Annotated in this window: 16 protein-coding genes; 7 read left to right on the forward strand and 9 right to left on the reverse strand. The window is 42.8% G+C overall.

Going from position 1 to position 14,689, the window contains the following annotated elements:
• Positions 1-2: 2 nt before the first annotated feature.
• Together FBF61_RS22185 and FBF61_RS22190 are read right to left on the reverse strand one after the other, a co-directional pair.
• A complete protein-coding gene (locus FBF61_RS22185) occupies positions 3-3,548 on the reverse strand; it encodes a phage tail family protein (protein ID WP_138481498.1) in 3,546 nt (1,181 codons plus the stop codon).
• Positions 3,530-4,735: a hypothetical protein gene (locus FBF61_RS22190; protein WP_138481500.1), complete on the reverse strand. Its 1,206-nt coding sequence runs from the start codon at positions 4,733-4,735 to the stop codon at positions 3,530-3,532. The genes FBF61_RS22185 and FBF61_RS22190 overlap by 19 nt, the downstream gene beginning before the upstream one ends.
• 300 nt (positions 4,736-5,035) lie before the next feature.
• Here FBF61_RS22190 and FBF61_RS22195 point away from each other — a divergent pair, with 300 nt between their 5' ends.
• Together FBF61_RS22195 and FBF61_RS22200 are read left to right on the forward strand one after the other, a co-directional pair.
• The gene (locus FBF61_RS22195) at positions 5,036-5,599 is read left to right on the forward strand and encodes a hypothetical protein (RefSeq protein ID WP_138481502.1); all 564 of its coding nucleotides are present in this window, start codon (positions 5,036-5,038) and stop codon (positions 5,597-5,599) included.
• A complete protein-coding gene (locus FBF61_RS22200; protein ID WP_138481504.1) occupies positions 5,559-5,876 on the forward strand; it encodes a hypothetical protein in 318 nt (105 codons plus the stop codon). Before FBF61_RS22195 ends, FBF61_RS22200 begins: the two co-directional genes overlap by 41 nt.
• A 724-nt stretch (positions 5,877-6,600) precedes the next feature.
• On the opposite strand, the gene FBF61_RS22205 is transcribed toward FBF61_RS22200, so the two are convergent.
• Together FBF61_RS22205 and FBF61_RS22210 are read right to left on the reverse strand one after the other, a co-directional pair.
• On the reverse strand, positions 6,601-7,059 hold the full coding sequence (locus FBF61_RS22205; RefSeq protein ID WP_138481506.1) for a hypothetical protein: 459 nt from the start codon (positions 7,057-7,059) through the stop codon (positions 6,601-6,603).
• On the reverse strand, positions 7,056-7,562 hold the full coding sequence (locus tag FBF61_RS22210; protein ID WP_138481508.1) for a hypothetical protein: 507 nt from the start codon (positions 7,560-7,562) through the stop codon (positions 7,056-7,058). Before FBF61_RS22210 ends, FBF61_RS22205 begins: the two co-directional genes overlap by 4 nt.
• Before the next feature lie 133 nt (positions 7,563-7,695).
• On the opposite strand from FBF61_RS22210, the gene FBF61_RS22215 reads away from it, so the two are divergent.
• A complete protein-coding gene (locus FBF61_RS22215; protein WP_138481510.1) occupies positions 7,696-8,160 on the forward strand; it encodes a hypothetical protein in 465 nt (154 codons plus the stop codon).
• Positions 8,161-8,321: 161 nt separating this feature from the next.
• On the opposite strand, the gene FBF61_RS22220 is transcribed toward FBF61_RS22215, so the two are convergent.
• From FBF61_RS22220 to FBF61_RS22230, 3 genes are read right to left on the reverse strand one after another with little or no spacing between them, the layout of a single operon-like run.
• On the reverse strand, positions 8,322-8,876 hold the full coding sequence (locus FBF61_RS22220) for a hypothetical protein (RefSeq protein ID WP_138481512.1): 555 nt from the start codon (positions 8,874-8,876) through the stop codon (positions 8,322-8,324).
• Between the two features lie 28 nt (positions 8,877-8,904).
• The gene (locus tag FBF61_RS22225) at positions 8,905-9,729 is read right to left on the reverse strand and encodes a GTPase domain-containing protein (protein WP_138481514.1); all 825 of its coding nucleotides are present in this window, start codon (positions 9,727-9,729) and stop codon (positions 8,905-8,907) included.
• Complete coding sequence (locus FBF61_RS22230; RefSeq protein WP_138481516.1) at positions 9,692-10,333, reverse strand: tetratricopeptide repeat protein; 642 nt, start codon at positions 10,331-10,333, stop codon at positions 9,692-9,694. The genes FBF61_RS22225 and FBF61_RS22230 overlap by 38 nt, the downstream gene beginning before the upstream one ends.
• Positions 10,334-10,384: 51 nt before the next feature.
• Between FBF61_RS22230 and FBF61_RS35655 the strand changes: the two genes are divergently transcribed.
• The 4 genes from FBF61_RS35655 to FBF61_RS22245 all read left to right on the forward strand — a co-directional run bounded on the left by FBF61_RS35655 (position 10,385) and on the right by FBF61_RS22245 (position 13,055).
• Positions 10,385-10,615, forward strand: a complete 231-nt coding sequence (locus FBF61_RS35655; RefSeq protein WP_374756630.1) for a DUF6965 family protein — start codon at positions 10,385-10,387, stop codon at positions 10,613-10,615.
• Positions 10,616-10,860: 245 nt separating this feature from the next.
• Positions 10,861-11,508, forward strand: coding sequence for a hypothetical protein (locus tag FBF61_RS22235; RefSeq protein WP_138481518.1), 648 nt, complete (start codon positions 10,861-10,863; stop codon positions 11,506-11,508).
• Between the two features lie 54 nt (positions 11,509-11,562).
• Complete coding sequence (locus tag FBF61_RS22240) at positions 11,563-12,615, forward strand: XRE family transcriptional regulator (protein ID WP_138481520.1); 1,053 nt, start codon at positions 11,563-11,565, stop codon at positions 12,613-12,615.
• A 167-nt stretch (positions 12,616-12,782) separates the two neighbouring features.
• The gene (locus FBF61_RS22245; RefSeq protein ID WP_138481522.1) at positions 12,783-13,055 is read left to right on the forward strand and encodes a hypothetical protein; all 273 of its coding nucleotides are present in this window, start codon (positions 12,783-12,785) and stop codon (positions 13,053-13,055) included.
• A gap of 16 nt (positions 13,056-13,071) precedes the next feature.
• Here the strand turns inward: FBF61_RS22245 and FBF61_RS22250 are convergent, their stop codons facing one another.
• Together FBF61_RS22250 and FBF61_RS22255 are read right to left on the reverse strand one after the other, a co-directional pair.
• Positions 13,072-13,893, reverse strand: coding sequence for a hypothetical protein (locus FBF61_RS22250; RefSeq protein ID WP_138481524.1), 822 nt, complete (start codon positions 13,891-13,893; stop codon positions 13,072-13,074).
• Between the two features lie 294 nt (positions 13,894-14,187).
• Positions 14,188-14,646, reverse strand: coding sequence for a retroviral-like aspartic protease family protein (locus tag FBF61_RS22255; RefSeq protein ID WP_138481526.1), 459 nt, complete (start codon positions 14,644-14,646; stop codon positions 14,188-14,190).
• Between the last annotated feature and the right edge of the window lie 43 nt (positions 14,647-14,689).

Genomic DNA, 14,689 nt, shown 5'->3' on the forward strand with positions numbered 1-14,689 from the left:
TCCTACCAGTTATTGTCGTGGTTTGACTGCTGATACCAGTTTCCGTTATAATGACGAACAACTACCATCACTCCCCCATTGACCCGGAAACTTGAAGCGCCGCGAATCATTCCCACCAGAAAGAAATCGTTGAACGCGTTGTTAGCATTCAGGATACAGACTTCTTTACCGTTCGCTATTGGCCCTGAAGGAGTGAGAAAGCCAAGCCCGACCACACCGGCAGTCGGGTTGATCGCGATGAAGTCATAAAGACTTGGATCAACACCCCGAGTGATGGAAGTACTGATTGTTTCTTCATAGGTGGCTCTTCCGTTTAATAGACCTTCTTGGAGCATTGATTTTCCACTCGACGCGTAGATCGCAAAATTCTGAAAACCAAGTGGGGCATTTTTAGCGGAAAAGACCGCGCCGAAATTACTACCGACTCCACCGGCTTCTTCGGCTCTGAAAATCGCCGCCCCTTTTCCTCCGAAAGTTGAAGGAAAAACATTTGCACCAATCATGGCCTCAGTCCGGTTTGATGCTGTCGAAGACCTGGCAATGATATAACCGTTTCCATCCTGGTTTGTCAAACCGTTGGCATCGACTTCCCATCCTCCTATCTTCGCTAACGCGGTAATCAGTTTCCCGCCGAGTTCAAACCGAGATGGGGCAGTTGCCCTATTTGCATACGATGGCCCGAACCACGCCAAAACATTTCCATCCGAGGGAGAGTTTATCCCACAGATCCCTCCTACTCCAACATTTGAAGAATTGAATAGCTCCAACTTGTTGCGGATTTCAAGATGTCCTCCGTTGAAAGCGCGCAGAGGTGCGAATGCTTGATTGATTTGTGAAGCACCAAGAAATAACCGGATTGCATTATCTCCAGATCCCCCGCCTTGAATTCCTGCTCTTATCGTACCGTCTTCATTTGCGAGGTACAATGATCCAGTAACAGCTATGCCGCCATTAATTGCCGTTACCGTATTGTCGTAAATCGTCGCATCATCCCAATCCGCTCCATTATATGAGCCTGTCAGCCTAGTCACCTTACAAACAAAAAGATCAGTTCCGTTTGTCCAAAGGTCGCCGACATCATACGGAGGGAAAGGAGTTGGCTTCGCCACCGAAGAAATAAACACCCGGCGCTTACCATCGGCAGTGTCTTTTGCCTGGCTGGCTAGAAGCAAGGCCTGAGTTATCCGGTCGTCGGTTACCTCTTCCCACGAATAGGTGCCATCCAAAACGCGGAAACGGTAAGACTTCTTTGAAAGGTTATCAAAATAGTTATCCCCGATGTGGGCCTCTTTCAACTCGGCTGTTGTCCAATTGATCGCGGGTTCATTGGTCAAAGTCGGCGCTCCTTCCAAAAACCAGTTTTCAACCTGTCCGTCGGTTTGTTCGGCGATCCCGTCAATTAGAGCCAGTACTTCGGTTTCAAGCTGCGAAACTGATTTATTGATTCCGTTTGCTGCCCGGAATTTCAGATTCCCGTAAAGCTCCCCGGTATCCAGGTTAAAGCCCGTGCTGCCGTCGGAAGATCTGATTTCTCCGGTCGTTATCCACCGCCCACTAATCAGGGTGAACCCATAAGTGAGGTTCATTTGCCGGGTTTGGCTGACGGGGTCAACGGAATTGAGAATTCCAAGAAGGAAATGGTAATAAACCGGATCTTCTTTTGTCTTGATTTTATTATCACCAAACAAGATGGTCGCTGCGTTCCCTTGCCTTGGGCACTTGGCGTAGATGTATTTGAAGGTGTTATCTCCAAAAGCGACCGACGCCGCATTGAAGTTCCAAGTCCTGATCTCGGGTTCAATTGTAAGGTGAACGAGCTGGCCGGCCGTATAACGCAGCTGGTTTTTGTCGCCCAGGTAATTGGGCATGAAAACCGAGTTGATGATTTGGAACTGCTGCCCTTCGGTGCCGAACAGCGCGATCGCGGCCTCCAATGACTCAGCTCGGATTTTCCCATCCTTTAAATATCCATCAGGATCAAAGGCCTCATTTATCGTTTCCCGCGCAGACTTCCAGTTTTGTTTGGCGACAATTGGATTCCGAAGATCATTGAGAGTTACAATATTGTTCAGTTGCTTGACGTCCGATATCACCCGTGTGATCGTCGAAACCTGATAACTGTCCGCGATCTCGATCACATATTTAAAAGGCTCCAAAATATTCCTGGTAAACCTGGTAACCCGGCTCGCCTTATCAATATTCAGATCCTTGTCCTTGATTTGGATGTAATCGCCCAGATCAAAGAAATTAGGGATTACACCCGGCGAGGTTTTGCCCTTTAAAAACTTCGGATCAATGTCAAGTGAATACTGAACGAGAGGTGCTTTGTTTGCATCCAGGAACAATTGTGCTTTCGTTCTGAGCGCCGCTTCCGCTTTTGTAACGTAGATCTCCGGCATGATGATATCGACGAGCACATACTTATCGTTAAAATCGATTTGATAAGCTGGGTCAGTCGTATTTGGGAAAGGCATACCCTTTTCGTCCTTGAATCCAATGATCGTGAACGTAAATGTCTCGTGATTATACCCACCCTCGGCAAGCTCGAATTCATATCCGGCCAGGTTCCCTGTATTGAAATGGATTTTGGGAGATTTCCCATTAACTAGGTACTTATGACCATTTTCATCTTTTTCTAAAAGATCGAAGGGGAAATCAATATCCTGGAATGAATAGTAATTATTCGTGATCTTGGCGGTTACCGTTCCCTCATAGCTTGGCTTGACTTCCTCAAAAATCTTGTCCCCTTCAATGAGTCCAAAGGCAGCAATCGCGGCTTCGTCTTCAATATAATCACTTCCAGCCTCCCCTATTTTTAGCCTGGGCGAATAATTCCGGTACTCAGCAGGAAGGTTTTCAGAGCTACCGTAGGGATAAAGCCGGGTAACGATAGTAGTTTCCTTTACTGATCTGCGGGTTAATGTGTAAAGTCCGCGGCCCCGTCCGTATTCGTAGACGTCATTAAGGATCTGGCCTGCTTTCTGAACGTTCAGCGTTTTCACGTTCCCAACTTGCAGGATTTCAAACTCGACTTCGAATTCTTTACAGATAGTTTGTTGAAGGGCAGCAAGGCAATTGGATGAAGAAAACGTCAGAGTTTTAACGTCGGTTGACTGCACGGAGCCTTTTAGCCAAACACCCGTCCCGAAAGTTCGGTTACAATTATATATAAGAACATCGATGAACAGTTCCAGATTTCCGGTCAAAGAAAAATCACTGCTCCGATAAAATCCGGTTGCGTCGGCGTCGAAATACCGGCTTGACATCAGATCGTTTTGGACTCCTTCGAAGGTGCAGATGTAGCGGAAATCCCTTTCACTTACCTTCTGTTCTTCCGGAAGTACATTCAGTGTATAGTACCGGCCAAATACTAGGATCTTCATTCCGAGCTGCATTTCCAAATGCATTGTGCTCTTGAAGCTGATATTGACTATATCCTGACCGAGAAGATCACAAACCTGCTCAGCCTTTTCTATGGAAGTGAGAGGAACACCGCGTTGAAGGGGATACTGCGACCCGTCTGGCTTGATTAAAGTAATTTGTTCCATACGATCACGGCATTGGTGGTGAATGCTTCAATTTTCTCAATCACTCCAGCGATGATGATATAATATGTACCTGGTGAGGTGTATTTTCTGGTGATTAGTAGGTTTGTCCCATAGACGTCCCGTGAGTTGGTGCCGTCACCCCAATAGATGTCGAGCATCTTGTAAGAAGTAAGTGTGATTTCCAGATCCGGAGTTGAGTCGTCAACTTTGATGTATCGGAGAACCCGTTTAACGGGTTGTTTTTCTTTCAGGTTTAGTGTGAAGGTGCAAAACGCTTTTCCTTCTCTCCATTTTTTATCGAATTCAATTTTGCCTTTGTGATGGACTTCAAAAACCAATGGCTTGGTTCCGATATCGACCATGAGCCTTTGGGTACCGTTCCTTTTGAACTGGTCTTTGATCGCCGTCTGAGTATTGAGCATAGCATCCTTTCCGATGGCAGAGAACCAGCAGCCGAGTTCAATTTCGCGTGGCATATAACGGATATCGTCAAGATCTTCGAACGAACCGTGCTCATCGAGCCAATCGTGATCCGAAGATTCTTTTTGCTCCAACCCATCTGTTAAACCTTTTTCGCTGGAAACAGTAATCCCCAAAGCTTTGAAGTCCATTCCATTGATGGAAAATCTGACTTGGTTGGCGAAGGTTGAAACGACTGGGATCAGATCGTTGGTAGTTAGCGCCTTCCCCTCTACAACCCGGAAAAGATCGATGCTGCACCATCCTGGTTCATTGTACCCGTTGTCGTTCTCAACACTGAATCCAGTGGGTGTCCCCCACTCTACCGGTCTGGATTTGACCTCTACGGGCCTTGCATCCACGTAAGCAGCATAAGTCCCCTCTTTATGTGCGAGGGCAATCATTGTCCATGTATCCGCCTTGGTGTGCAGGTCAATTCTGAATTCGGGGAAGCCCGGGAAGTTGACTAGTATCCAGGTGTTTGTCGGCCCGTAAATAGTCGGTGTGGCGGTAATCCAGAAGAAAACCGTGTATGTGGAATCAAAATCAATGATTGGTGTCAGAATCTCAACGTAGCCTGCGGCGGGAAAGATCACACAATTTCCTTCCCTTCCTTTTAAAAACCTCCCATTAATTACGTCGGCATGCACCCCGGACGGCGAGTAGTCGTATGCTACCAGTGAGCCGTCCGCCTCGTCGAAAGGAAGATCTAAAATGAGGTTGTCCATTAAGTGTGTGCTTTGCAAAACAAAGATATATAATCATTTTGTTTTAGAATATATATAACATGATTATTGTTAATCAATGTAGCTATTATGAATAATTAATAGACGATGAAATATTTTTATATGTTATATATATTCTGTTTTAAAATATCTTTACATTTGTATTCACGATAAGAATAACAGAATATTAGTAGTGGTATTGACGAGATGAGAGGCTTCAATACCATTCCCAGGAATGGAACTTCCACCGGGCCCGGATCAACTCTCATTGGTTCGGGCCTTCTTCGTTTTAAGATATATCGGATGGACAATTCACTACTTATAACAATTATCGTAATTCTGATAGCAAGTATGCTGTTCAATTCGAGGGCATCTTCTACGAAAGAAAGGACAGAAGAAGATGATGAAAAGAATACCTCCCGTTGGAATGTTTTCGGTGGAATACTTGGGGCGATGGTCGTCTTGGGGATGCTATTGCTACTCGCCTCAATGCTTTTCAGTTTCAGTAATCCCGGTAATGTGATCACAGAAAGTTCTGATCCCATACCATGGCAAAAAGCGCAACGGAGATTCGGAGTCAAAATCTTACCTCATTTCACTGGTTCGCCATATTATCAGATCGTGTTTACGAACAATGGTTTTTTGACCACCAGTAATTTGGAAGAGTATATGGATCATGTCAATAAGGTTCAACTGTGGCTGGGTTCAAAGGATGAAGCTATCCAAGTCGCTCAAACAATCACATCTTACGACCAATGTTTGATTTTCAACAAGCATGTTCAGGATCAACTTCAAGTCGCAAACGAAACTATAACCTTTACAGCAAATGAAAAATCTCAAACACAAGATCCTGGAAACGCTGAATAAAACGGTTTCCGAGACAGCCCGCGACAGAGTATGGCTGACCCATTTCGTCAATAAGGAAACCGACAAAGAAACGGTGAAAGCGGCTTTTGAAGAGCTCGATCAGGCTGGACACGGGGTTTATACCCGGACACTTGAAGGGATCAGTCTCGCAGCAACGGACGAATCGAAAAAAGCCTTTGAAGACGGGGTTTATTTGGAGAAGGAAGAAGTGAAGGCTGCGCCGGTGAAGAAGGAGAAGGTCGCGAAGCCCAAAGTATTGAGTCAAAGAAATAATTAATTGATCAGGTGGCGGAATTGGTAGACGCTCATCAGGTAAAGGAGACTTCGTTCGGTGAGACCGCGTAACGATGCGCTAAACGAGATAGCGAGACTGCATCCCTTAATTGGCCGAAAGGCGTTACCCACATATACAAGTGGATACGGTGGATGGAATTGCAGCCCATTGATTTAGCAGAAGGGTAAAACGAGGCGTCGGTACACGCCTATCCTTACCATGCAGGTTCGAATCCTGCCCTGATCACCTAACGAAGCGACGGACACACGAACGGCTGTAGCGCGAAGAACAGTTCAAGTGTCGGACGTCGGGGAAAGACCCGAAGCAAAGGAACCTATGTAGCTCAGTCAGTTCAGAGTACCGTCGGTTGCAATATACCGACGGAGGTCATGGGGGCGGATCCCATCATAGGAGCAACATCAAAGCCGAACAGTGAGCTGCAGTGGCGTATGCCAGCGACAGACCGTAGTCGCATGAATCAGGGATGAGGGCCAGCGGTCAGCCCGAACCGACGATAACCCGGGAACACGCACGTTAGTACCGGGTTTTTCAAATCGAACCATTTAACGACAGATAGGCCAAGTACCAAAACACGTGAGGAATGCAGGTTGTACAGTATGGATAACAACCCTTGACAATGCAGTTGCCATACCCGTGTTGGCCAATAGATTCGCAGTCGCCCCCGGCAATCCCGTCGGGGGCAAACTTAAAAATTATACTACTTATTTTAATCGAATTCCATTTCCAAGAGATCATACGAACGATAGCCATTGTTCCAAAAGATCCTATATTGCTTTCCCGGGTGTAAAACATATTCAACCAACTTCTCCCCCGTAACCAGAACAAATTTTATTGGAGCCGTCATCTCGTCAGTCGTCAAATCACGCCCCTTTGGTAAATGATATGGAGAGTAATCTAATGCGAATCTCAAATCATGAGCGGTCAAATTACTGATCAGTATCCGGTTTTTATAGTACAACTCCGGATCTCGAGGCTGAGCTTTGTTTTGACTTGATTGTTGAATGTCAAATGGGGCCTCTCGATGAAATTCTCGAATTTGTTTTAAGACATACTCCCTCGGCCCAAGTGGAACGGTAAATGAATTTAAAGTTATTTGAGCAATTACTGCTTCCGAACTGAGGGCTATCGACAGCATTAAGGCGGATAATGTTATAGTTGGTTTCATAACGGTTTTTTGGAATTATTTGTTTTTTGACCCAATAAATATCCCACAAGCGTTCCAAGTAGTCCAAATGCTGGGGCAATCTGTTCAGTGGAATACCCGGCAACGACGAGGATTAGAGAACTAGTACAAGCAATAGAAATAGTAACAGCTTTCAAAAATGAGGGTTCGTCCAATTTATCCATTCGAACAAGTAAGGCACAGATCCCAATAATGATGAGCCCAAATGATAATATGACCATTGTAAGCAGTAAGTTCCTGTCGCTTATCAAGTTTCCCTGCTTACTTTTCATTGGTTCGGCTTGACTATTCATTGTCACTGGTTTATTTTGAGATGCGGTAGGATCTGGATTGGTAATTGACTTAATGAACTGTGCCGTGTCCAACTGATTAACCGCCGCATCAGATAACAAGGGAGCGGTAATAGTCATGAATACTAAAACGAACTTAATATTGCTTTTTCGAGAAAAAATGGGTGTTAGGTTAGGGAAGGAATTAGCATTCATGATTTTAGAATTTGAGATTTCTTTAATAATGTTTTAATGAAAATATTATTGCAAAAAACATCAAAAAAATTTTTCTAATCTACTAGTCTTCAGGTAGTTACAATTATCAATCGTTCAATAATACACACACACCATGACCTTCCTAATCGGCATCGACCCCGACCTACATAAATCCGGCGTTGCTGTCTGGAATTCTGAGTTAAAATCCTGGTTGATCCACAAATCAATCCCGAACGAGGACATAATTGAAGTGCTGATCGGTATCTGCCCGCCGGAATCATCAAAAATCTACCTGGAAGCCGGCTGGCTGAACAAAAAATCAAACTTCCGTGGCGGGAATTATCGAGTCGCCCAGGCAAAGGCCCGGAATGTTGGCGAGAACCACGCAGCCGGAAAGATGCTGGTCAAGATGCTTGAAAAAGCGGGTTATAAAGTGTTTTTGGTGCAACCGCTGAGCAAGGGCAAAGGGTTACTTAAGACCAAGGAAGGGCGATGGACGGAGCCCGGTAAGAAGTACATTATTGAGAAGTCGGGGATTGTTGGGGCGATCAATGATGATGTCAGGGATTCTATTTACTTGGTGGAGTGGTTCAAGTGATCATATTCCGGACCTCGGCAAAATGATAAATGACAATTTTGGAAGAAATCTATAAGGCATGTGCGCTCCATTTGTTATGCTGTTGGGATTTCTCACACACGGTTAAAAACCACAACGTTATAAAAGTATCACCCTGGTAACAAGAAAGATATATACTCATGCTACACTCCAAACTTAACAGATGCACGAACAATTCCGTAGACGAACGCTAGCAGACCAAACAAAAGATACAAGCCTAGAATAACCCTGAATAATCGACGCCTTGCTAGATGCCGTTTATGGAACTCCGAACACTTTGAAACGAGGATAGCTAGGCTTAATTCAAGGTCAGAAATGCTCCCGCTCATGACGGATTCTCTAATATCATAGATGAGCCGACTGAAAATCTCGTTGACCTTCGCTTTTTCTTTATCGGTACAAAAACCCTCCCAGACAAATCGCAAGGTTGATTGACGGTCATCATAGTCACCGAGGCCGATTGTCATGGCTCCAAATTCAGTAACCAAATTAAACTGACTCATCAGCCCAAGTAGAAAGTAAAAATTAAAGACTGAAACTGAACGATCAACAGCTGACTTATTTTCCATTGCTGTGGCTAAAAGGTCAAGCCCTGCGTCATCACTTTTGACCCACACCATGTCTCGAGACCTGTTTGGCCCGACAATTGCAAATTTAACTGGAGAGTTATTAACTACTATACTAAATTCTTTACCCATTTTTAGATAATAACGAGTTGAAACATAATCAAGCGCGTGCTTTCAATTTTTCCATAAATCCATTAAGATCTGGAACAATTTCATTAGAATGAAGAGACAAGGTCACCACATCTGCAAAGTTACCATTTCTCCATTTCGAAAATTCATCTGTATAAAATTGTTCGAAAATTACTTGATCGTTCGCGGAGGCCTGCTGCCAGAGGTCTCGCTTGTTCACTAGCACCTCAATCCACTTCTTTTTAGATACGTTCGTCTGTATCAAATGCCTTCTAAGTTGATCATATAATTGTGTAATTTCTTTCAATCTACCATCTGATAACGCTGAATCCACATGTGAAAAATTGTGATCAAGAATTACACAAATGTAATCCGCAATCTCCGCTATTTTAAATTGCTGGGTATTCCATTCTCCGGCTCCGTCAAGAACTACTATAAACTGCTGTGCTTGCTCTGGGATTGCTATGATTTGCCCAGTTATGGTCTGTGTTCTTCTTCGGGGAAGGTTTTGAAATTTCAGATACTCTTTTAAGGTGGTTTTCCCAACAGCCTTCGGACCGATAAACCCTATAGTCTTTAATGGCGGGTAAATGTCATTTAACTCGTTAATATCGAGATGCTTGCCCAGTAAATCCTCAGCCTTTCTCTTTGATACGGGAAATGCTTTCACTATGGCATACACAAAAGTGCCCACTGCAAGAAAAACCCCACCTCCGCTTAATGCCGATGCAAGTGCTGTGCCAGAAAAAATAGTAACTCCCGAAACGCCCATAAGGGTACCGCCAATTCCTGTTACACCGGCAATTCCGTTCAGTTCATTAGCAAAACGGGGCCCCCAAGATTTCCAATTTCTCATTATTGTAAGAAGTTTTATATCGGTTTTCCCACTTTCCCATCACCCCTACCGGATCATAAACCACAAACGCCCCTCCATAATACCAAATCTTTTTTCCGGCTTCAATATATTCCAAAGCTTTCCATTCCATATTATACTCACGGGCAAGTGATAAAACGTATTTTCGTTGGCTTTCCCGGAGTTTAGAAAAGAAGTCAATGGAGTGCCGAAGAACGCGCTGCTCGTTCTCAAAATCCTTCTGCTTGCGGTAAATCGAAATCAACAGGTCATACGGCTTGTAATTGGGGTAACGCTGCTCCAACAACGTTTCATAGGCCCAGATTGCCCGTTCTACATTGCCAGCCTTGTAATCTGCCTGCGCTTGGCTGATCACCGACGAGAACCAACGTTTGATTTGCCCGTACTCGAAGTAGTACTTAAACGGCACCGGCTTGTTGAGCATCAGAAAATCATTCGTGCTCATTCCTTCCGGCTTGTTGAAGTAAAAGTTGAAAGGAGGAAACTGCCTTTGGATCTGAATGAGCATGTCGCCAAGCGGGATACCGGGATCCACCTTGAAAACACCATCAGGAATTTGAAGAGCAAACGTTTCTTTCTCCGTCATTAAAAACTACTTTTGAACCCGCCGAATGATCATCAAAGTTACAAGAAAGTAATGTCACAAGAATACACCATCGATGAGCTCAAACTATTCTTTGACAGTGCGAAACTGCCGGAAGGCCCGGTTAGCACGAATTCATACTCGACCATCCACAATCTGGAAAAATTTGTTGAAGCTCAGTTTATCCAGATAGAGCATGCGCCACGTGGGAGACACCCAATCCCGGCGTATTTGAGGTTGGTGGAGTTGAAGGAGTGGTTGGAGAAGGGAGATCTATCTGTTTAACAATCTTCAAATTACAGAAAAGGCAACACTTTGTAGTTAAACTGGCTGGTAGTGTCATTCTAAATTTTGGAATTTTAAGGTAGGCTCTTAAAGTTCAGATACAATCACACAATTTTTTTGAAAAATTATATACAACTTTCCAGAAAAATTATATATTTGCAAAAACAAAAACAGTCCTGCGCCAAACAGGACTGTAATAATGTAGTTAAGGGGATTGCTGACCCTCATTACAAAAAAATAACTATATGATAACTATCAATGATTATCGAAGTCCCGAAATTAATACTATTTCGGGTAAAAGGCAAGGGAAACGAAGACTTGCCAGTAAAAATGGTTGTATGCATGACCTTAATAATGAATTGCAACAGCTTTTCGACACATTTTACCAGGCGTTGGAAAATTCACAGAGGGTGCTGAACGGAATCCCCGTTCGAATACGTTCAAAAACACTCGAACCCTCTCTTATGCAAACGTTTTTCGCAGGGAGCTTGTTCGATCATTTTCAGAACAAAGCCCTGTATGGTAAATACAAGCGTCTTATTTTATCGGTGAACGGCTATATTGTTCTGTTTAAAAAACTGAACAACAAGGGCGTTCCGATGAACATTAAGACTAAAAATGTACAGATGATCAATAACCAAAGTCTCTCCCTGGATCTCTTTTCTGATTCTGATGGAGTGGAAAGTCCCATCTTGTACTTCGGGTATCAGAAGGACCGTTTTGGAGTTTGTAAAAATCCTCAGTTGATTTATATCGATGAAGAACGAGTTAAATTCTCGATAACTGAACAAGAGATTAGTTATCAAGTGCCAATGTTTACTGATCACGAAGAGTTTTCGGTGAAACCGGAATTGAAAGCCGGATTGAAATCTAAAATTAATAAGGCGATTTAATTTTTTGGTCAGCAATCCCCAAGACTTCTTAAACCACAAAACATTTATCATCTCATGAATACCCGACAATTGATTTTCGCTAGAGAATACAGAGGGTATACGCAGTCAGAACTGTCCAATAGTATACCTGGATTATCGCAGTCAAACCTATCGAAATTTGAAAAAGGAATGGGTACCCTTTCCGAAGAAATCCAAACGAAAGTTTTCGAATTCTTGAATTTCCCCGAAGGCTTCTTTAAAAAGAAGATTAATAGCACAATTGAAAATGGAAATTATCGCAAGAGATCAGTTATTAGCAAAACTCTCGTAAGGAGATTTGAGAACAAATGCCGCGTGATCGGTTATATGATCGATGAAATGTCGGAATCTATAAATTGGCCAGCCTTTCGACTAGCATACTTCGACTTAGAAGAAGGATATTCCCCAAAATATGTCGCTGGGTATACTAGAAAACTGCTGCGACTTTTTAACAGAGAGCCTGTTAAGAATATTTTCGGCTTGCTAGAGAAGAGTGGCATTATCATCCACGAGATAGAAGAATCTGAAAAATTCGATGCGGTGTCATTTTTTACTGATAAAGGTTACCCAATCATCATTCTAAACAGATCGTTTTCGAACGATCGGAAACGATTTAATTTATCTCATGAACTTGCCCATTTATTGATGCACAATGAACTGGAATATCCAATTCCTGAGCACAGGGACAAAGAATATGAAGCCAATGTATTTGCGAGTGAATTCCTTATGCCTGAAATTGATATCAAGGACGATCTTAGAGGACTGAAATTTAGCGAACTTGCCGACTTGAAATCATACTGGCTAACATCAATGTCTTCTCTCATCCGTCGAGCGAGAGATTTAAATGGTATAGATTCTGATCGGTATCGATACCTAATGATTGAAATCAGTCGAAATGGTTACAGCAAAAAGGAACCGATTAATGTTTTCATAGACAAGCCTACGTGCTTTAAAAACGGTTATTTGTTATTCAGAGAAGAATTAGATTATAGTGACAACGATTTAGCAGAAACTATGGCCCTTCCGATAGATATTATTAAAGATGCGTTTTCATTTGATAATCAAGTTCATTTGAGGAAAGTAGCATAGTGGACAAATTGTTTTAAGACTGAGAAAAGGGGGCTTCGGCTCCCTTTTCATCTCCTATAAAAACAAAAAATTTGAGGGTCGCAGATAAAAAAATGCCTTTCACCATATACTAGCTCCTCCAATTATCCCAAATTTCCACCTTCTTAGTACCAATTACTTGCTCACCTATGTTCCTCCACGGCTTCAAATTCCTGAGGGAAGTACCCGTCTCCGACATCGACGACTACCAACCTCACATAGGCTGGATATCCGGAAAGCAATTGCCCTTCAAGATTTACAGCCGATACAACGGAGCTTTCTTTTATCTCCACGACGAGCACCTGGACAGACTATTCGAGTTCGTCACGGACGCAGACACCAAACTGAACCGGAGCGAACAACTGGATCTGGTTATTGAAGCTTATTATTTCAAGTATCCGGAGAACAAAAGAAATATGTGAATACCAGGCACCGCCATCATCCAGGCAGAAAATATTTTACTATTGCACTAAACGCCGTTAAAAATCCGCTGACGGCCATAATCGGCCCTTTTGGATTTTCAGCGATCCGAATTGCCGCAATTTGGACGACTCGAAAAATTGCAATGACTATCATTACAATAATTGACCAAATTAGAGCAACTGAAAAAAGAAAGGCAAAAACGATTAGTTCTGCTGTGAGATTTACTAAGATTATTGACATAAAAAACAGCCAAATTACATCTTCATTAGACTTAGTTTTGGCAATCAGTTCTCGCGCTGTATAGTCAGCTGAGTCCTCCACTCGGATATCACCCGTCAATTTCAGCGAATCAATCCATTCAACAAAGTACTGCGTTGACATCCCAAGGACGATGGAAAGGAATAGCGTTACCGTCAAATACCACATCAACGACTCTTTATAACCAATCAGACGAAGAAATTTTGGGTGTAAGAACTTATACGAAATGAAGGTTGCGCCCAAAATTAATATTACTTCGATACTGGCGTTGCTTATTTTATAAATCCAGTCCTTTGAAAAATCTGAGAAATGTTTCGCGCTGTCATTTGTTATGTACAGAAAGAAATCGCCTGTTACAAATACTAAGCTAAAGATAGCGAAGAGTATATATTGGGTCTTTTGATGCAAGAAAAGCTTTATGAATTTCCCCGTTCGTTGATCGTCCAGCCAGATCCAAAGGATCTCAGCGTTTTTCACAATCCATTTTTTTTGATCAGCACTTAGTATAATATCGACAAGAGTTAATGTTGCAGTCGAAAGGCCTAGGCTAAATCCGAGATTAACTAAGAACTCATTCATCTTCGATGGGTAAATTGTGTCCAGGGGTTTACATAACTACTTGTCTATCAGACTAATTGATGATATAATAATACATTTTTTCTCTGATTGTTTGATCAAGAATTATTATTCGGTTAAGAAATAGAGTACGTTATAACAAAAAAAAGCAGCCCCGAACCCGGAACCACCTTTAAGTTATACCCTCCACAATTGGAACCGCAGTTGGGCGGCGCCGTAATCAAGCAAAAAACATACCACAAAAAAAGGAAGCCCCGAAACAGGGCCTCCTTTCAGTATTTTTTTACAATATCAAACTCAATTTTTTGTAAAATCGATTGTCGATATTGAGGGCATCCGAAATGTTGCGATACTTATCATTCCTAAATTAGTGATAGCAAAATCGCCTAACATGATTCCCGACATGCCAACAGTGATCTCCACTGCACCCTTATGATCAAACCCCTCAAAAACAGGATACGCTGTTATGGGAAGGATATTATCGATCAAGATGTCTACGAGATAAATCGGTGTATTCTCTTGCCGACCAGTTGCCGTAACAATGGTTACCCTCCGGTCTAATGGTTTTAATCCAAGAGCCGTTACTAACTGTTTACTAATTGTTCCATTACTTGCCCCTGTGTCAAAGAACAACTTTGCTGGGAAAGACTTCCGAGATTGGGATTTGTCTCGATTATTTAATGCTTTAAATACTTGACAATTGAATGTTATAATACTGCCTTTCTGAGCCGTGGCCTTAATTGCGATTGGTTTCATAACGATGAGTCAAGGGTTTCAGCAAAAATACCATTCCTTGATT

Source organism: Dyadobacter bucti (assembly GCF_005869225.1).
GTDB lineage: Bacteria > Bacteroidota > Bacteroidia > Cytophagales > Spirosomataceae > Dyadobacter > Dyadobacter bucti.